Origin of the sequence: Emticicia soli, assembly GCF_037860775.1 — a bacterium.
Classification (GTDB): Bacteria; Bacteroidota; Bacteroidia; order Cytophagales; family Spirosomataceae; genus Emticicia; species Emticicia soli.
In genome coordinates this window covers 59,522-77,482 of sequence record NZ_JBBEWC010000005.1, presented here as the reverse complement: position 1 = coordinate 77,482, position 17,961 = coordinate 59,522, and the positions used below count along the sequence as shown (strand labels likewise).

Sequence of the window (17,961 nt, the reverse complement as noted above, 5' to 3'; positions counted from 1 at the left end):
AACACTATTTCAGAATAAATAAAATGCTCAAAAACAAAAGTTTCATATTGCTATTAAGTATTTGTTTGATGTTTTATGCTTGCGTAGAGCCTTTTAGCTTAGAAAAACAACAAGAAATAAAAATACTAACGGTTGATGCAACGATTAATGATTTATCAGGAGAGCAATCAATTAAGATTATAGATTCTTACAGCGGCAATGATAGTTTTTATGAAATTCCTGTAACAAATGCCAAAGTAGAAATTATAGTAAATAATACTGAGAGGGTTGTGCTGACAGAAAGAGGAAAAGGGGTATATGTATTGCCTATCTCGTTTCATACAAGGGTTGGGGATACTTATAAATTAGCCTTTCAGAAAGACGATGGTACTAAATATGAGTCGGCTGAGGAGCGCCAGACTAGTGCATCGGAGATTACTCAGATATATGACGAATTCAGGCTCGATGGCATTGAAACACCTCTTGGTTTTAACCCTGCCCATTATGTATATATAGATACTAATGACCCCGCTGACCAGAAAAACAATTATATGTGGACCTGGAAATTATGGGAGCGACAAAACATCTGTGCTACTTGTATAGGAGGCCGATTCTTTCTTACTCCTGCTCCGGCTCGTTGCAAAGCAGAAACCGCTTATTCAGACGTAAGCTATGATTACACATGCAATGGTGCTTGCTGGGACATGTTCTATAATAAAGACCTGAATGTATTTACTGATGTTTTTTCTAATGGAAAACCTATCTTAGGTCGGCTTGTCGGAAAAATCCCCTACTATGCCAGCTCTGGTGCTTTAATTGAGATTAAGCAACAATCTATTTCTGCAGAAGCTTACCGATATTTGAAATTACTGGCAGACCAGGTACAAAACAATGGTAGTTTAGTAGATACTCCGCCTGCAGCTATTATAGGTAATGTAAAAAATATAAGTAACCAAGATGAAGCTGTGGCTGGATTTTTTATGGTAACAAGTGTGCGTTCTAAAAGATATTGGATAAGCCGAGAAAATGCAAAAGGCTTAGCTGCCCCTATAGGGCTTGTTGACCACCCCATTGTATATGAACCCTCACAGAGTGATACTTCACGCCCGCCATTAGCTCCATGCAACGAGAGTAACACACGTACTCCGTCCAGACCGGAAGGGTGGATAAACTAGGTTTACTAACTGAATATTATAACATTTTACCATCATTTGATAGATTCCTGACAATGAAAAAACTTTACATTATAAGTTCATTTCTACTACTGAGCATAGCTGCCCAAGCGCAGATTTATTATCGTTTCAGTGGACATGTACGAGATACACTTGATGGTAAACCATTAGTTAAAGCTTCAATCAATATTGATTTTGGGAAGTTTGGTGCTGTTACCGATGAAAATGGCTTTTTTGAAATAAACATTCCTTATGGTGAGCATGCCGTAAGTGTAAAATTTGTCAGCTATCGCCCTGTAAGAGATGCTTTCAAAATCTCGTCAGATATGACTCGTAATTATGCTTTAGGACGGCTAGAAAACGAGCTTGAAGAGGTTATTGTATCAAGCAAAGGTGTAGAAGCCAATGTGCAACGCCCCTTATTAGGAGTAAACCAACTGAATATAAAAACCCTTCGAAAACTACCAGCAGCCGTAGGTGAAGTTGATATTCTGAGAGGCTTACAGATGCTACCCGGAGTAACCAGTGTAGGTGAGGCATCAAATGGGGTTAATATCAGAGGTGGTACTACCGACCAGAACTTACTTTTGTTAGATGATATACCTATCTTCAACCCTACGCACATGTTTGGTTTGTTTACGGCATTTCCGTCTGAAGCAGCCTCGGGTGTTGAGGTTTACAAAGGTAGCACACCCGCCCGCTTTGGCGGCAGAGCCGCCGCTGTGATGGATGTAACCTTGACGCAGCCTTCGTTAGATAAATTTAAAATGAATGGTGGTATAAGCTTAGTTTCAAATCGTTTGTCGCTCGATATTCCTGTTATAAAAGATAAACTAGGTGTTATGCTATCAGGTAGAGCCTCTTACAACGATTTTCTATTGCCGCTTGCATCAAAGAAATTAGATGGCATAAAAGCAAACTTTGCCGATTTGGTAGGGAAAATGTTCTGGAGAGTAGATAATAAAAACACAATTACAGTTTCAGGCTATTATAGCAAAGATTTTTTCCAGACAGAATTATTAGGTGGTATCGGTAATATAAATGCCACCTCAACCCAGTACGACTACCGAAGCCGTAGTTTTTCGGCACGTTGGTTTTATGCAATTTCGCCTAAACTAAACCTCCAAACTACGGTGGTTTCGGCCTATTATGTTCCGAAAACTTTATTGCCAGAGCTTAATTCCGACAACAAGGTTACTTTATTATCTGACATCAATTACAAACAAGCCAAAACCAACCTTAATTACTCTTTTGGCAAACATAACATAGAGGCCGGTATCAGTGCTACCAAATATAAAGTAGCTCCCGGCGAACTACAACCCGGCACAAGCCCTAGTGTATTAGCCATAAAAACACCTGAAGAATATTCGCTGGAAACAGGCATTCATGCAGAAGACGAAATTTCTCTATCGCCTAAAACTACTTTCTCTATTGGTGTGCGTTATTCACAGTTTTATGCTTTAGGACCTGCCGATGTACAAGTATATGCGCCTAACGAGCCTAAAGACCCCTTATCGGTACGTGATACACTATCTTTTGCAAGAGGAAAAGTGATACAATCTTATGGAGGTTTTGAGCCAAGGATTGGCTTGAAATATTCAATTAACGACAAAACCTCTATCAAATTTGGCTACAACATTATGCGTCAATATATGCAGGTTGTTACCAATACCACCACACCTCTACCAACTTCTCGTTGGAAAACCTCTGACAAGCATATTCGCCCGCAAGTAAGCTCATTAATTGCTGCCGGCCTATTCCATAATTTACCAGGCAATGTATATGAGCTTTCAGTTGAAGGATATTACCGAACTACCAACAACATTATTGACTACAAACCAGGTGCCGATTTCTTGTTAAATTCAAATCCTGAAATGGAACTACTACAAGGTAAAAACCGCTCTTATGGCTTAGAATTAATGTTTTCGAAGAAAAAAGGTGAAGTTACTGGCTGGATAAACTATACTTACTCTCGCTCGCTTAATCTGGTATCAGAAGGTAGTACTTTTGGAGAACAGATAAACTTCGGCAAATGGTATCCGGCAAATTTTGACCGCCCGCATTCATTCAATGCTTCTGTTATTATCAATCAAGGCAAACACCACGATTTTTCGTTCAATTTTTCATATAGCACGGGCCGACCATTTACTATGCCCGAGGGTTTCATTATCTATCAAGGTGTTAGTTATCCTTATTATGGGGTGCGCAATAATGCTCGCCTACCCGACTATCATCGCCTTGACTTTGCGTGGAATATTTACCAACCAAGTATGAAAGACAAACGCTTTAAAGGGAACTGGACATTTACGGTATTTAACTTATATGGCAAGAAAAACGCTTACTCAATATTTATCCGAACCGAAGGCACGAGAGTATCGCCATACAAACTGGTGGTTTTTGGTGCGCCTATTGTGTCTTTATCGTATAATTTCAAATTTATGTAAGCAAGTATTTCATTATAAGCAAAAAGTCCTCCCAAAAAGAGGACTTTTTTTATGGCCACGCAACCCTTATTCATCTATCTGCATCTATCAGAAAACTAACATTTTTTAATCTTCTCTTAAAATTATGAAAAAGCTACAATTATTAATTATCACGCTTATGCTATTAGGTTCCAATAGTGTTTTTGCGCAAAGTTTAGAGGCTAATACACAATGGCTCAGTAAAAATCTCGACCGACTTGTAAAAGAAGAAAAAGGCAAAGAAAGTGTACCTACTTTCAAATTTAAAGGTTGCCAGATGAATATGAACATTGACTCAAAGAATTCAAAGGATTCAGATGTTGATTTCGGCATGAGTATTTCGTGGTTATTAAAAGACGTACAACGTGTTTCTTATGAACGTGAAAAAGATGGAAACTACGAACTAAAAATGCAAGTACCAGCCGACAGAATGAAAATGAAGCTGGGTTTTGGAAATGATAATAACCTAAGCGGCTCTTTTAACCTGAAAGACAATGATAGCGATAGCAAAACCAGCTTTACACTTCATACGCAAGACGAGAGCTTAGTAAAAGAAATGGTACACCGATTTGAAGATTCGGTAAAAATGTGTAAAAACGCAAGATAACCATCAGCGGGGGCTTCGGCCCCTGTTGTTTTAAAACTCAATGTAAGGTTCTAGCTTCTGAATCGTAGCTTCATCTATTATTTTTATCTGTTTTAAATCATCAATTGATTTATAATTGCCGTGCTGCTCACGATACGCAATAATAGCCCTTGCCTGAGCAAATTTCAGATATGGGTGCCGTAAATCTGAAATAGCTATCTGATTAATTTTCAATTTCTTGATATTTCCGCCTACGTATCCATATTTTAACAATTCATCTGCCGTTTCGGTGGGTAAACCATAAGTTTCTCTTACCTGCTCGGCATTGGCAAAGCCACCTAGTATATCTCTGAACTTCACAATTCGCTTGGCATAGCCAGAGCCAATACCTCTGATTAACTTCAATTGTGTAGTATCGGCTGTATTCAAGTCAAATTTAGCAAGTGTTTCTGTTTTCTTAGGCGTAGCTGCTACTGGTTTTTCTGTAGCAATAGGTTGAGCAATAATTTCGGCCTGCGGCGTATGAACTGATTCTTCCTCGGCCGAAGGCAGGGTAATATAAGGCTCTAAACGCTCGTAGGTTTCAGGATACAGCCCATAGATTTTAGCTAAATCTTCTTTTTTTCTGAATTTACCGCCCTTACTTCTGTATTTATCAATACGCTCGGCTATAAACTTTGGGAGTCCTAATTCTTCCAACTGAGCAACTGTGGCAGTATTAGGGTCGAAATTAAAGTATTTATGCGTTTTGCCCGGACTATCGGTAAAACCAGATTTAAACTGACCTTGATTGCTATACTGTGTTGTCTGCTTATCTACTGCAACTGTGAGGCTATCTAACATTTTTGGCGACGAAATCACCAGATTTTGTGGTTTCTGACTGAAAAAATAGTCGGCGCCCCACATAACAAACAGTGCACAAATAATAATACCAAAAGCCATTACTACTCCTTTGGCTTCGTGCGAAGTCATACTTAATGATGCCCGGATAAACTTTAAAATTCGATTCATAAACTTAGTCACATACAAATTATGCCAAAAATAATAAGATAGGTAATGTATTTGCGAGGTTTTCGCTAATTTTGTGAGACTTTGAATTAAAGATATAAATCTATCTAAAATAATTAAATGAGCAAACCAGCACTAACAAATTCACTGCAAGATATTATTTCTCATGCCAAGGAGTACGGCTTTGTGTTTCCTTCATCTGAAATCTATGATGGGCTTCAAGCAGTTTATGACTACGGACAAAACGGTGTAGAGCTTAAAAATAACTTGAAAACAGCATGGTGGAAAGCCATGACTCAGCTGCACGATAATATTGTGGGTATTGATGCTGCAATTTTTATGCATCCTCTTACCTGGAAGGCATCAGGGCACGTTGATGGTTTCAACGACCCTATGATTGATAACAAAGATAGCAAAAAACGTTATCGTGCCGACCAATTGCTTGAAGGCAAAGCAGAAGAATACACTGCTGCCGGTGAGGCAGAAAAAGCACAGGCATTGCTTGCCGAAATGGGCAGATTGTTGAGTGCCGAAGATCTGGCAGGCGTACGTGATTTGATTATTGCCGAAAATATTGTTTGCCCTATCTCAAAAACAGCCAACTGGACAGAGGTTCGTCAGTTCAACCTGATGTTCTCTACACAAGTTGGTTCGGTAGCAGAAGACTCTAGTTTGATTTATCTACGCCCTGAAACTGCACAAGGTATCTTTGTCAACTTTTTGAATGTACAAAAAACCGGACGTATGAAAATACCTTTTGGTATTGCGCAAATCGGTAAGGCATTCAGAAACGAGATTGTTGCTCGCCAGTTTACTTTCCGTATGCGTGAGTTTGAGCAAATGGAAATGCAGTTTTTTGTACGTCCCGGAACAGAAATGGAATGGTATAGTGCATGGAAAGAAACCCGTATGAAGTTCCATAAAGCTGTTGGTTTACCTGCTGAAAAGCTTAAATTCCACGACCACGAAAAATTAGCTCACTACGCCAACGCAGCTGTAGATATTGAGTTCGAATTCCCGTTTGGTTTCCGTGAAATGGAAGGTATTCACTCAAGAACTGATTTCGACTTACGTAATCACCAAGAATTATCGAAGAAAAAACAACAGTATTTTGATGCCGAACTTGATGCAAACGGTAAGCCTTATGGTAATTATATTCCGTATGTAGTAGAGACCTCAGTAGGTGCCGACCGTTTATTTCTAGCTACTTTCTGTAATGCCTTTACAAAAGAAACTGTTGGCGAAGGTGAAAACGAAAAAGAACGTACGTATCTTAAACTACATCCAGCCTTAGCGCCAATCAAAGCTGCGGTATTGCCATTAGTGAAAAAAGATGGTTTGGCTGAAAAAGGCGAAGCTATTGCGCAGTCGCTAAAATCGTCTTTCAGAACTGTTTATGACGATGGTGGTGCTATTGGAAAACGCTACACTCGCCAAGATTTAATCGGTACTCCGTTTTGTATTGCCGTTGACTACCAGACAATGGAAGACGACACAGTAACGATTCGCCACCGTGATTCTATGGAACAAGAAAGGGTTTCTATCAGCGAATTGAAAGAAAAAATCGGATACCAGGTTTCAATGGAGCGTATCCTTGAAAATATCTAAATTTATTTTTCTTTATAGCCAAAACGGCATGAAATAAGCGTTATTTCATGCCGTTTTTTGTATGTTAAGCAAGAAAACTTGCAATGCTCATATCTATATTTTAAAACCGACTAATAAAACCCTCTGTAGTATTTATATTTTTCTTTTTTTATACTATTTTTAACCTAGTTTTTAAAAATAGGCCTTAAATAAGCATTGGTTTATAAATGAATATAATAAAATTGTCAATAAACTAAACATAAAAAAAGGTGGCAGTTCGTAATGAGCTACCACCTTTATACAAATGCTATAATTTAGAAGAATAAGAAGCTATTTCTAACTTTAAACTCTACAGTTCCTAAATAATCGTTGTTTGAGTAAACTGCAGCTTTGTAAGTACCCGGTTTCAATTTTTCTTTCACATCAAACATAAAAGTTGTGTTTTGTGGATTTTTCGAAAAATCTACTGTCTGAGTGGCATGTACAGCAATTGGCATTAGTTTTTCGCCTTTCATTATACTTACTTCTTTTTCAGAACCTTTTACCGGAACATTTTTATCGTCCAAAATTGTCAGATATAACAATTGTTTATCTTCGGTACTTGTTTTTATCATTTCTGGTACCACAAAAGAAACTTTAAGTGTATGTGCCTTTTTTGCCTTAGCTGTTACTTTAGAATTTGGTTTGAGTACTTCAACTTTAAAATTATCGGCTGGTGATTCGTATATAATATCATCTACTTTCTTGTTTAATGAGGCAATATGTGCATTTAGCTCATCGCTTTGCGCTCTTAACTCGTCATATTTTACCTTCCATTCGGTGTTTTCAGAAACCAAAGTAGCATTATTTGCTTGCAAATCTGTCAGGTTTCTCTCCATTAACGCTTTTACATCGTTCAAAGCTATAATCTGATTGTTCAGAATAGTGATTTGCTCATCTCTCGATTTGTTCTGACTTCTCAGGCTGTTGGCCTCTTTGTTTAGTCTTGCCAAAACCTTTTCCTTCTGAGCTAGCAAACCATTAATATATTCGGTTTTGTTTACTAATTCGGCATTTTCGTCTCGTTCATCGTTCAAATCTTTTGTAAGTCCACCTATTTCTTCTTCAAGGTTTTTCTTTACTGTCATCAACGAGTCTGTTTGTATTGTAAATCTATCACGCTCATCTGCTATTGTGCTCGAACGGTATGCCTGATACACTCCGAAAGCCGTAGCCACTGCTAAGGCTCCTACTAACAATCCTGTAAAGGCTCTTTTTCGTGAATCTGTTAACTGGTCCATAATCTTTATGAATTTGTGTGAAAATCTCTTTCGTTAAATATTTTTTAAGAATATTGAGAAAATAACTGTACCACAAACCAATTGTCTGATTTCTAGCATTATTAATTATCCATATTGGGTATTTTTTTCCTCAAAAACCTTGTTTTTTGGTTTGTTTTTGATTTTATTTATTTAATTTTTGTAGAGATTAATCTGAAAATCAGGAAGAGAATTTTTAACTTTGACTGACTAAACCACATTGTTTTTCGTTTGTATAACTAACACTAACGTTACATTGCTACATAAACCTATTATAATTTATGCGTAAACCGTTCAGATACGTAACGATTTCGTTTATCTCCTGTATTATCCTCTTGCTGATACTTACTATAATCTCTTATTTGAAAGTACATCAGACATTGGCGTATATGGATGATATCGAGCGTAACTATCAGGTGATGATGAAAGGAGAAGAACTTATTTCGAAGATGAAAGACATGGAGGCGGGGCAAAGAGGGTATCTTCTTACTGGGCGCAATGTATTTCTTAACCCATATTATGATGCTTACAGGGTTGTAGGAAAAATAATTAATGACTTAGAAGACCTGGTAGAACATAACATTACGCAGACGTCGAGACTTACGCATCTGAAAAAGCTCATTGCCGATAAAATTAAGATTACTGATGAAAATATAAAACTAGCCCGGGCAAAAGAAGCTATCAGCCCTGATAACTTAAGGGAAGATAAAAACAAAATGGATGAGATACGAAATACGATGAATCTCTTTCTGTTAACCGAAAAACAAATTCTGAACAATAAATATGATTTAAAAATAACCAACGATAAGCACCTGCCTGGCTATATTATAGCATTGTCTGCTTCATCAGCCTTGCTATTATTCGCTTCGTTTGGCTTTCTTATCTATGAATTACGCAAACGTATCAAATTTCAGAAAGCATTAGAAAACAACCTGGACAAGCTCCAACGCTCAAACTCTGAACTTGAACAGTTTGCCTATGTAGCCTCTCACGATTTAAAAGAACCTCTACGAAAAATACGAGCCTTCAGCGGAATCTTGTTAAAGAAACATTATCAGGTACTTAATCAGGACGGGAAGGAATCTATTGAAAAAATAGAAAAATCTGCTGAGCGAATGCAATTACTGATTGACGATTTGCTGACATTCTCACGCACTGTTAATCATAGTGGGCAGGAATTTGAAATAGTTGATTTAAATACAGTATTAGAAGAGGTAGAAAATGATATTTCTATATCAATCGACGAGAAGAATGTGCGTATCATTACCGAAGACCTCCCTCTTATACTGGGCTTTTCGTTTCAGTTGAAACAGCTTTTCTATAACCTTCTAAGTAATTCTATCAAATTTGCCCGAAATGGCGTAGCTCCGGTGATTGAAATAACCTCAGAAGAAATGTCGGGCAAAGATATTTTCTTCATTGAGGGTATCAGAGAAGAAAATACCTTTTACCACATCTGTTTTCAAGACAATGGTATTGGTTTTGAATCTAATTATGCCGAAAAGATTTTTATCATTTTTCAACGCTTGCATGGTCGGCAAGATTATGAAGGAACCGGCATTGGATTAGCTATTTGCAAGCGAGTAATGGGCAACCACAACGGTTTTATTTTTGCCGAAGGCGAATTAGGTAAAGGGGCTAAATTCCATCTGTTTTTCCCTAAGACTCCAAATCTGGTTAAGAATACTCAGGTACAGAAAATGATTTCGGTGTAAGATGCTATTTTTTCTTTTTTATATTTCGCAAATACCCATTTATTGCTTCTAAATCGGCATTTGCAGAGATTATTCCTTTGCCAGCACTAAGAGAATTAATATATAGTTCCAGAGTATCAAAAATCTGTGGGACTTGTGTTAAATTGCCTTTACCTGCCACACAAGTGGGGTAATCTTTATTTTTTTCTTTACTTTTTATAGATATGCATTTAATTCTGAACTTCCAGGCATTTAAAGGCATATAACTATTAACTGCAATACCCTCTTCTGTAAAAACATCACTTAGTTTTATTGTTGAATCATCATAAAGTGCTACAGGAATCTTTTTTTGTGCAACTTGGCTGTACCAACCCTTGAAAAGAGAAGTTTTCCCAAATTTATCTCCTCCTAAAATAAAATAATATCCCATGTCAGTTTCAGCACTTATCCAACCAAACGAGGCTCGAATTAACTTCATTAAATCTCTGAATTTTAGTTTTGGTTCTACTTCTATTGTTCTTGAGACCTCAGGTTTTAAGCCCTGAACTGTAATTTTCAATACCAAAACTTGACCTGAAAGTGATAATCGGTTTATCTGTCTAAAGAAATCCTGATTACCAAAGATTAAAGAATCTAAAAAGTCTGATATATCTAAGCCCAAGTTACCCGAATTCCCTCCGAAAAATGTACTCTGAACAATATTCGATTCTGTCATTTTTCTGACAAATTCTATATTATGATTGGCTACTTGTAAATCAAATTTTTCAGGATTATAAGGCTCTCCAATCCACTCTCTCATTTCTCTTGCCTGCTTACTCCTCGGATTTTTTACTGCTTCGACCAACGACAAATACCCATATAAACCACCACAATCTTCGATAGGGCAATTTCTTTCACCGTCTATACACATCGACACAGTCTTTTGTGATGTTTCCGTGATTGCTTCTAAACGAATAATATGCTCCCAACCATCGCCAAAATCATATTCGTAAAACATCATGTCATCTATGTTCTTAAAAATATCTTTAATCCTAAAAAACTTATCATCATGATAGCCTGGTTCATCTTCCATCAATCTTAAATCAGCGTAGCCATTCCTTGCTCTATTAATATCTCCTTTTTCATCAGCATGATAGTAGGCATATAAATGTGAGCCAGTCCAACCCATTGCTCCTTGAATCACATAATGTAGGTCGAATAAGGTTTTTTCGCTATCAATAATTATTTTTCTCCAGATAGGCGGTTCAATATGCCCTGGTAGCAGAGTTATTTTAAATTGAAAAGACTGAGGCATTTTGCTTGATTATTTTGAATAAGTAAAGCTAATAATTATTCCAAACATATTGAATAGCTTTACTATAAAACCACAAAAAGCCGCTAAAAGCGGCTCGATGTGTGCGTTCAAACAATTCTAACTTCAAATTTAATGTGTTTCTATTCCGAACAGTTGTAACACATTTATGTTTTCATGGCTATAATTTAAAATCTTACAAACTTAATATTGTACTGGCCGCAATAGATAGATTAACGTCAGCATTTGATTTAACAGCAATACTTGATAAATCAATGCTATTTTTGCTTTCAAGGTTTAATAAAGCTATCAAGCCGAATAGGCCACCTGTGGGTTTCTTATACGAAGCACAATGCACTTCATAATCCCCTTGTTCCAAAAATGCTGCTTTGAAATTCCCACTAGCATCTACCTTAGCGCTTGTAATAGCATTTTTAAATTGTATCTTACTATCACCCTGCCCTTGCGTTTCAGTGGCCTGATTGAAATTACCCTTTTTATATACATACACCACCACATTACCCATAGTAGTAGCATTATAATTCTCTATTTTACCACTAATATTACCAGATGAGGTACGCTCAACCACTCGGATTGATGATTGTAATTCAGTATAATTTACAAAAGAATAAGTTGTCTGGCTGCCGGAAGTCTCGCTTTTAATAGCTTTTCTCAAATCGAAATCAAGCACTAAATCTGTACTTGTTCCCTTACTTACAATAAACTCTTTGGTAGTTAAATCAATGGTATTTTGTGTATTACCCGACAGTTGTATTTTCTGTTTAGTATTATCGGTTTTCTGAATATAACACCCTGGCGCTGTACCTGACTGGTCTTTTTCATAATCTAATACAAGTGTAATTTTAGTAAAATTACCTGCATCAAATTCACCATCTCCTAAACTGACTGAATTACCATTTTGTAATTCGAGTAGATTTACTGTTTTGGGTCCTTTAAAACCTTCAAATGTTTTACCGTCTACTTTTATTTCTGTTACTGTTACAAAGGCACCCTTTACATCGGGGTTATCAATTGGGGCATCGGTAATAGCAATTTTTAAATTGCCTTTAGATGGGTCTGGGTCATTAGTAGAATTATCGCACGAGATTTGGAAAAAGCCTAATGAACCAATTAGGATTGCACTAAAAAACATTCTTGAAACTTTCATAAAACTTAGGAATTAGTGAAAAAATAAACTGAAAGGTACAAGTCTGCTTCATATGGTTTCATATAGTGTTTTTAATTTTGACAAAGTTAATTTTACCGAAAAACAAAAACTTTATACCATAATATATATGTCAGCTTATCGTATAAACGTTGTAGATTTTATTCCACAACATTCAACAATTTTCTACAAAATCAGCGATTGAACAAGATAGAAAATAAGTAAAAAAAGATTGGAACAAGATTTTAACGTTTATATACGACAAAAGTTTTTTTAACTACTATTTATCGCTTAAGCGAGCCACTTAATTAAAAATGATGCGTAAACTATTTTTGCTTTCGAGTTTGGTTATTTTTTCAGCGTTAACGACTTCTGCCCAGAACCCATACAAAGTAGGTGTAGGTGTGAGGTTGAATTACGGCTATGGATTGAGTATTAAGTATAACATGACTCAAAAGAAATCGGTAGAGGGGATTCTTTACACTCGTTGGAGAGGTATTAACATTACAGGCTTGTATCAGATTCATGCTCCGGCTTTCAAAACCGCAGGCTGGCGTTGGTATTATGGTGTTGGTGGGCACGTAGGTGTTTGGGGAGATGGCGCAAGATATGGCAACCCTTGGTTTGATAACAATGGTTCTCATACAGTTATAGGAGCCGACGGTATATTAGGTTTAGAATATACATTTAAAGAAATACCGCTTAATTTGAGTGTTGACTGGAAGCCTGCCATTAACCTGATTGGTTATCAAGGTATATGGCTCGATGACGTAGCCCTTACAGCACGCTTTGCTATTAAATAAAGCCACATAAAGATACTTACTGAATTCACACAACTTTAAAATTTTTGGGCTTTCACAACCACTTGTCAGGCACTTGCCCAGCCCATTAATAATCCACCAAGAATAATTAAATAAACAGGCACAAAACGTGTTTGTAGTAAAAGAAAAGTAAGGACGATAGTCATAACCGATACTAAATCCACATACATAGGTTGAAAGAGAGAAAATGCCGCCGCAGCCGTGAGGCCAGTACTGGCGGCATTTATGCCTTCTAAAGAAGCCCTGATGCCACGATATTTTTTCAGTTGGTCCCAGAATCGGATAACAAAGAAAATCAGGAATGTACCCGGCAGAAAAATACCCATAGTTGCTACAAAACTACCCAATAGCTCGCCGCTTATGCCCCAATCTCGCATTGATAAGGTACCGACAAACGAAGAAATAGAAAACACAGGCCCGGGGGCTACTTCTACGATGGCTAAACCGGACAAAAATTCATCGGCTGTCAGATAGTGCTTAAACTTTACAAACTCATTATAAAGTAAAGGTTTAAGAATGTGCCCTCCGCCAAAAGTCAGGCTCCCATTTCTATAAAAGTTTTCAAATAAACGAATAGGTAAAGCGTGTGTAAAAGCCCCTAAGCCTGCAGAAAAAAGTAATACACTCAACCATAAAAAGAAATTTCCCCACTGTATTTTTATAGGCTCTTTCTGCATTTTTTCTTGCTCACCAAATTTGAGTGCTGTGGCAAGGCCACCCAGCAAAATCCAGATTGGGGTAATGTATGGCGATGGGAAGAAATAGCCCGCAATGGCGGCCAATATCATTAACAAAACACTTACCTGCGTTTTTATTACTTTCATACCTATCGAAAAAGCAGCAAACATAATAAAGGCTACTCCCATCGGCTTAATAAAACGCGTCAGGGTAGCTAACTGACTCTTCTCAATATAGGTAATGCCTAAAGCGGCAAGGGTCATGAGTATTGCTCCGGGGAGTATCCAGATAAAAAGTGTAACATAGGCTAAACTTGCGCCACCTAAACGAAAGCCCAATGCCGTAATTGTCTGGGTAGAAGTAGGACCCGGTAGAATCTGGCAAAGTGCTTGCAATTCAAGCAGCTCGGCCTCGGTTAAATAGTTTCTTTTCTTTACAAACCTTTCCAGAAACATAGTTAAATGCACTTGTGGCCCCCCAAAGCAGGTAAGGGCAAGAATCATAACATCTTTCAAAAAAATGAAATATCGAATCTGGCGGGTTTTGCGCATCAAATCTACACGATAGTTTGTGATTCAGTAAAGAACATAAATATAGCACAGAAAAACTATACTTTCTGTGCTACACGCTTTTTTTTGACTACGAACGGCTATTTTTTCAGCCCCAACTCTCTTAATCTTTCATCAAGAAACTCTCCGGCGGTCATGTTTTCATAACGTCTCGGATTGTTTACATCGATACAACTATCCAAACAAGTTAAGTCTGTTTCGGGGCGAGCATGCATAAAGAAAGGAATTGAGAAACGTGAGGTTTTCATTTTCTCACGTGGCGGATTCACCACTCTATGTATAGTCGATTTAAGTTTATGATTCGTCAGGCGGTCGAGCATATCACCTACATTAATAATAATCTGGTCGGGCAATGCCGTAACCGGAATCCACTTGCCATCTAAACGCAATACTTCTAAACCTTCGGCCGACGCACCCATTAGTAGTGTTATCAGATTAATATCACCGTGTGCGGCTGCACGTACTGCTCCCTCAGGTAAAGCATCCGGGTTTTCAATCGGAAAATAGTGGAGGGCTCTTAAAATGCTATCTCCATTTTTTACTTTGGCTTCGAAATAATCTTCCGGTAGGTCTAAATAAAGCGCAATGGCGCTTAAAAGGGTTTTCCCTGTATTTTCGAAAGTTTTGTAAACCTCGCTGGTATACGTTTCAAACTCAGGCACCTCAGCCGGAAAAATATTTTTATACATATCTCCTTCGGGCGCTGGTTGACCTACATGATAAAACTCTTTTAAATCGGGGCGGCTGTGGCCTTTGGCAGTTTCTTTGCCTTTGCCTACATATCCTCTTTGACCTGCCAGTTCAGGAAATTCATATTTTTTCTTCAGTTCGTCAGGCTGATAGAAGAACTTCTGCACTGCATCATATAGTTTTACTCTTAATTCTTCTGTGAGTCCGTGGTTTTTGATAGCTACAAAACCAATATTATTAAAGGCTTTACCAATTTCTTGTACAAATTTAGCTTTACGCTCAGGGTCTCCTGATGTAAAATCGGCCAAATCTAATGACGGTATTTCGTCAAGCAATGCTTGTTCCATGAGATGAAGTATTTTTTGGCAAAATTAAGTATTTTTTGCTGTCTAAATCTAAAAAACTTATGACTCTTCTCATAAAAAACTACTAAATGATACAAAATGTTGCATACGCCTTATAAATACTCTTCATGTTTTAAGGCTTTTTTTTAATGAAAAACCCCTAACTTTGCGGCATGAAAAATACGATTATAGCCCCTTCTGTTTTGGCGGCCGATTTTGCCAATCTGCAAAGAGATGCCGAGTTATTAAATAATTCTGCCGCAGACTGGTTTCATATTGATATAATGGATGGTGTTTTTGTGCCTAATATCTCATTCGGGATGCCCGTATTAGAAGCCATTCAGCGCCACGCTAAAAAGCCTTTAGACGTGCACCTGATGATTGTGCAACCTGAAAGATACTTAGAGACATTCAAGAAATTAGGTGCCGAAATAATTACTGTACATTATGAAGCCTGCCCGCATTTACACCGCACCTTACAACAAATTAAGAGTTTAGGCTGTAAAGCAGGGGTAGCGCTTAACCCACATACACCCGTAAACGTACTTGAGGATATTCTGCACGATATTGATTTAGTATTAATTATGTCGGTGAATCCAGGCTTTGGCGGACAGAAATTTATTGAGCATACTTACGAAAAAGTAAGAAAAGTTCGTAAAATGGCCAACGACAGAGGATTAAATACGCTTATTGAAATAGACGGAGGTGTAACTACAAATAATGCAAAAGCACTTGTAGAAGCAGGCGCAGATGCGCTTGTGGCAGGTAGTTTTGTATTCAACTCGGCCAACCCAACGCAAACTATTCAGGATTTAAAAACTATTTGTGAAGTGAGTCTCTGATTCGCTCAATAGCCTATGCCAAATCTTAGCAAATTATCTACTTATATCATACTGGCAGGCATTTTGGTGCTTGCTTTTTTTTTACGTTTCCACAATATAGGTGAGCATGGACTTGCCGGAGATGAGAAATATTCGCTCTTTGTAAGCCAATTTGTAAGCTACGAGGGCAATAACCAGAGGAATTCTGTCCGCAAACCAGATAGCCCTTATTTCACGCCACAGGAATTCTGGTCAGAGAAAAGCATTCATGACTTCTTTGATTCTATTGCCCGTGTAGATACAGGAAACGGCTCTTTATATACTTATACGCTTCACTTCTGGTCGAAGATTGTAGGGCTTGAAGATGGAAATCTCAGGCTACTATCACTCATATTTAATTTGCTGACCGTTGTATTGATTTTTGTGTTTGTAAGCACACATATTCAATCAAACGAAACGGCACTCTTGTCAGCTTTTTTAGCCGCTATTTCTCCTTTTTACATCAATTATTCGCAAGTAGCACGTAATTATGCCATGCTGTTTTTCTTTGCATTATTGGCTACACACTTGTTTTTGATTATCATAAAAAGAGAGAAAAATAAGCAAAAAAGCACCTATTATTACGTTTTCTATGGCCTTTCGGCATTGGCTTGTGAGTTGTGCCATATCTCAACGTTCCCGCTTTTCCTGATTCATGGACTGTACGTTTTAATCTATGTAAGGCAATTACGGGTCTGGGTTGGTTTATGCCTGGCAATGCTTATTCCGGCAGCAGGTGTTTTTGCATGGCTCAAATCAGCGGGTGGTCAATGGCTGGTTGACTATGTTCAAAACAGCACTAAAGTGTATAATTATCTGGCACAAAACTCTCCTGACGAGTATTTATCTGTTGCTACCATACCCAATATACTCAAACAACTACGCCATGTAGTTTCATCGGCTTTTATCAGCAGTGAGGGGCTTTATTTACATTTATCAGGCTTCAAAAATACATTAATAGCCATTGCAAGTCCGCTCATCGGCTTTGCTTGTTTCAAATGGATTAAGTCAGAAGTTTTCAAGATAATTGCCATAGTTGGCCTTATTGCTATTTCACTTCTCCTCTACTCTACTGCTAAACTTCAGTTTTTAGTGCTGAGCTTAAACATTGTGCTTTTAGATATTTTAGTGGTTTATATTGCCAAAAACTTTAAAAGCCCCACTAGTTCAATCAATATATTCTTGCTGTTGCTGGTAGTACTTCCCTTTATATTTCTGATTCTTTTTTCGTGGAGAGATGGAAATACGTTCAGAATTATTCCCCGCTACATAGGCTATATGTATGCGTTCGGCATTATGCTTATGGCGCTGTTAATCAGGTATATCTGGCAGTTTCAATCCAATGTTAAATATGTTGTTTTCTTATTGCTGGCCGTACAATTATATCTGATTAGTGGTATTATACGCAATATATGGCAAGACAACCCACCACGTTATTTTATGAGTTTTGCTGAGCCAAGAGGCAAAAATCCTTATGCTCTGGCAGCAGATAAGATTCAGGAGTTGTATGCCAAAGGCGATACTGTTGTTTATTGCACTTATAAAGACCCAATGCCTGGCGGACAAGAAACGCCTCAGTATTCGGTTGTTGATGCGCAGTTAACAAATTTTTATTTACCTAAAGATTCGCAGATTATTCAAAGGGTAAATCCGAAAGAATATGATAAAATTGTGCTTAAAAAGCCTGACGGCAGAGAGATATTAATTTTTGACCTGCAAGGCACAAAACATAGGTACTGAAACGAAAAATCCCTTGA

Annotated in this window: 14 protein-coding genes; 8 read left to right on the top strand and 6 right to left on the bottom strand. The window is 37.6% G+C overall.

The window, feature by feature from the left end; genetic code table 11:
* The first annotated feature begins 23 nt into the window (after window positions 1-23).
* The 3 genes from WAE64_RS08235 to WAE64_RS08225 all read left to right on the top strand — a co-directional run bounded on the left by WAE64_RS08235 (window position 24) and on the right by WAE64_RS08225 (window position 4,220).
* Window positions 24-1,154, top strand: a complete 1,131-nt coding sequence (locus WAE64_RS08235; RefSeq protein ID WP_340235783.1) for a DUF4249 domain-containing protein — start codon at window positions 24-26, stop codon at window positions 1,152-1,154.
* 53 nt (window positions 1,155-1,207) lie between these two features.
* A complete protein-coding gene (locus WAE64_RS08230; protein ID WP_340235782.1) occupies window positions 1,208-3,595 on the top strand; it encodes a TonB-dependent receptor in 2,388 nt (795 codons plus the stop codon).
* 124 nt (window positions 3,596-3,719) lie between these two features.
* The gene (locus WAE64_RS08225; RefSeq protein ID WP_340235781.1) at window positions 3,720-4,220 is read left to right on the top strand and encodes a hypothetical protein; all 501 of its coding nucleotides are present in this window, start codon (window positions 3,720-3,722) and stop codon (window positions 4,218-4,220) included.
* A 30-nt stretch (window positions 4,221-4,250) separates the two neighbouring features.
* Here the strand turns inward: WAE64_RS08225 and WAE64_RS08220 are convergent, their stop codons facing one another.
* On the bottom strand, window positions 4,251-5,210 hold the full coding sequence (locus WAE64_RS08220) for a ComEA family DNA-binding protein (RefSeq protein WP_340235780.1): 960 nt from the start codon (window positions 5,208-5,210) through the stop codon (window positions 4,251-4,253).
* A gap of 117 nt (window positions 5,211-5,327) precedes the next feature.
* Here WAE64_RS08220 and WAE64_RS08215 point away from each other — a divergent pair, with 117 nt between their 5' ends.
* Window positions 5,328-6,815, top strand: a complete 1,488-nt coding sequence (locus WAE64_RS08215; protein ID WP_340235779.1) for a glycine--tRNA ligase — start codon at window positions 5,328-5,330, stop codon at window positions 6,813-6,815.
* 293 nt (window positions 6,816-7,108) lie between these two features.
* Here the strand turns inward: WAE64_RS08215 and WAE64_RS08210 are convergent, their stop codons facing one another.
* Window positions 7,109-8,074, bottom strand: a complete 966-nt coding sequence (locus tag WAE64_RS08210) for a hypothetical protein (protein WP_340235778.1) — start codon at window positions 8,072-8,074, stop codon at window positions 7,109-7,111.
* A 299-nt stretch (window positions 8,075-8,373) separates the two neighbouring features.
* Between WAE64_RS08210 and WAE64_RS08205 the strand changes: the two genes are divergently transcribed.
* Window positions 8,374-9,807 carry a sensor histidine kinase gene (locus WAE64_RS08205; RefSeq protein ID WP_340235777.1) on the top strand — a complete coding sequence of 478 codons (1,434 nt, stop codon included), beginning with the start codon at window positions 8,374-8,376 and terminating at the stop codon, window positions 9,805-9,807.
* Window positions 9,808-9,811: 4 nt separating this feature from the next.
* On the opposite strand, the gene WAE64_RS08200 is transcribed toward WAE64_RS08205, so the two are convergent.
* Window positions 9,812-11,080, bottom strand: a complete 1,269-nt coding sequence (locus tag WAE64_RS08200; protein ID WP_340235776.1) for an IS1096 element passenger TnpR family protein — start codon at window positions 11,078-11,080, stop codon at window positions 9,812-9,814.
* A 193-nt stretch (window positions 11,081-11,273) separates the two neighbouring features.
* The gene (locus tag WAE64_RS08195; protein ID WP_340235775.1) at window positions 11,274-12,245 is read right to left on the bottom strand and encodes a DUF4382 domain-containing protein; all 972 of its coding nucleotides are present in this window, start codon (window positions 12,243-12,245) and stop codon (window positions 11,274-11,276) included.
* A 311-nt stretch (window positions 12,246-12,556) separates the two neighbouring features.
* Between WAE64_RS08195 and WAE64_RS08190 the strand changes: the two genes are divergently transcribed.
* Window positions 12,557-13,045, top strand: a complete 489-nt coding sequence (locus WAE64_RS08190; RefSeq protein WP_340235774.1) for a hypothetical protein — start codon at window positions 12,557-12,559, stop codon at window positions 13,043-13,045.
* 65 nt (window positions 13,046-13,110) lie between these two features.
* On the opposite strand, the gene chrA is transcribed toward WAE64_RS08190, so the two are convergent.
* Both chrA and WAE64_RS08180 read right to left on the bottom strand, forming a co-directional pair.
* Entirely contained in the window at window positions 13,111-14,292 is a 1,182-nt protein-coding gene (gene chrA / locus WAE64_RS08185) for a chromate efflux transporter (protein ID WP_340235773.1), read from the bottom strand.
* 98 nt (window positions 14,293-14,390) lie between these two features.
* The gene (locus WAE64_RS08180; protein ID WP_340235772.1) at window positions 14,391-15,347 is read right to left on the bottom strand and encodes an isopenicillin N synthase family dioxygenase; all 957 of its coding nucleotides are present in this window, start codon (window positions 15,345-15,347) and stop codon (window positions 14,391-14,393) included.
* Window positions 15,348-15,517: 170 nt separating this feature from the next.
* On the opposite strand from WAE64_RS08180, the gene rpe reads away from it, so the two are divergent.
* Entirely contained in the window at window positions 15,518-16,186 is a 669-nt protein-coding gene (rpe, locus tag WAE64_RS08175; RefSeq protein WP_340235771.1) for a ribulose-phosphate 3-epimerase, read from the top strand.
* Window positions 16,187-16,201: 15 nt separating this feature from the next.
* Complete coding sequence (locus WAE64_RS08170) at window positions 16,202-17,944, top strand: glycosyltransferase family 39 protein (RefSeq protein ID WP_340235770.1); 1,743 nt, start codon at window positions 16,202-16,204, stop codon at window positions 17,942-17,944.
* Window positions 17,945-17,961: the final 17 nt, after the last annotated feature.

What these genes read in the sequence shown, in the direction of transcription:
- WAE64_RS08225 (WP_340235781.1), top strand. Translation starts at nt 3,720, where the DNA reads ATGAAAAAGCTACAATTATTAATTATCACGCTTATGCTATTAGGTTCC.
- rpe (WP_340235771.1), top strand. Translation starts at nt 15,518, where the DNA reads ATGAAAAATACGATTATAGCCCCTTCTGTTTTGGCGGCCGATTTTGCC.
- WAE64_RS08235 (WP_340235783.1), top strand. Translation starts at nt 24, where the DNA reads ATGCTCAAAAACAAAAGTTTCATATTGCTATTAAGTATTTGTTTGATG.
- WAE64_RS08180 (WP_340235772.1), bottom strand. Translation starts at nt 15,347, where the DNA reads ATGGAACAAGCATTGCTTGACGAAATACCGTCATTAGATTTGGCCGAT.
- WAE64_RS08215 (WP_340235779.1), top strand. Translation starts at nt 5,328, where the DNA reads ATGAGCAAACCAGCACTAACAAATTCACTGCAAGATATTATTTCTCAT.
- WAE64_RS08170 (WP_340235770.1), top strand. Translation starts at nt 16,202, where the DNA reads ATGCCAAATCTTAGCAAATTATCTACTTATATCATACTGGCAGGCATT.
- chrA (WP_340235773.1), bottom strand. Translation starts at nt 14,292, where the DNA reads ATGCGCAAAACCCGCCAGATTCGATATTTCATTTTTTTGAAAGATGTT.
- WAE64_RS08195 (WP_340235775.1), bottom strand. Translation starts at nt 12,245, where the DNA reads ATGAAAGTTTCAAGAATGTTTTTTAGTGCAATCCTAATTGGTTCATTA.
- WAE64_RS08230 (WP_340235782.1), top strand. Translation starts at nt 1,208, where the DNA reads ATGAAAAAACTTTACATTATAAGTTCATTTCTACTACTGAGCATAGCT.
- WAE64_RS08205 (WP_340235777.1), top strand. Translation starts at nt 8,374, where the DNA reads ATGCGTAAACCGTTCAGATACGTAACGATTTCGTTTATCTCCTGTATT.
- WAE64_RS08220 (WP_340235780.1), bottom strand. Translation starts at nt 5,210, where the DNA reads ATGAATCGAATTTTAAAGTTTATCCGGGCATCATTAAGTATGACTTCG.
- WAE64_RS08210 (WP_340235778.1), bottom strand. Translation starts at nt 8,074, where the DNA reads ATGGACCAGTTAACAGATTCACGAAAAAGAGCCTTTACAGGATTGTTA.
- WAE64_RS08190 (WP_340235774.1), top strand. Translation starts at nt 12,557, where the DNA reads ATGATGCGTAAACTATTTTTGCTTTCGAGTTTGGTTATTTTTTCAGCG.
- WAE64_RS08200 (WP_340235776.1), bottom strand. Translation starts at nt 11,080, where the DNA reads ATGCCTCAGTCTTTTCAATTTAAAATAACTCTGCTACCAGGGCATATT.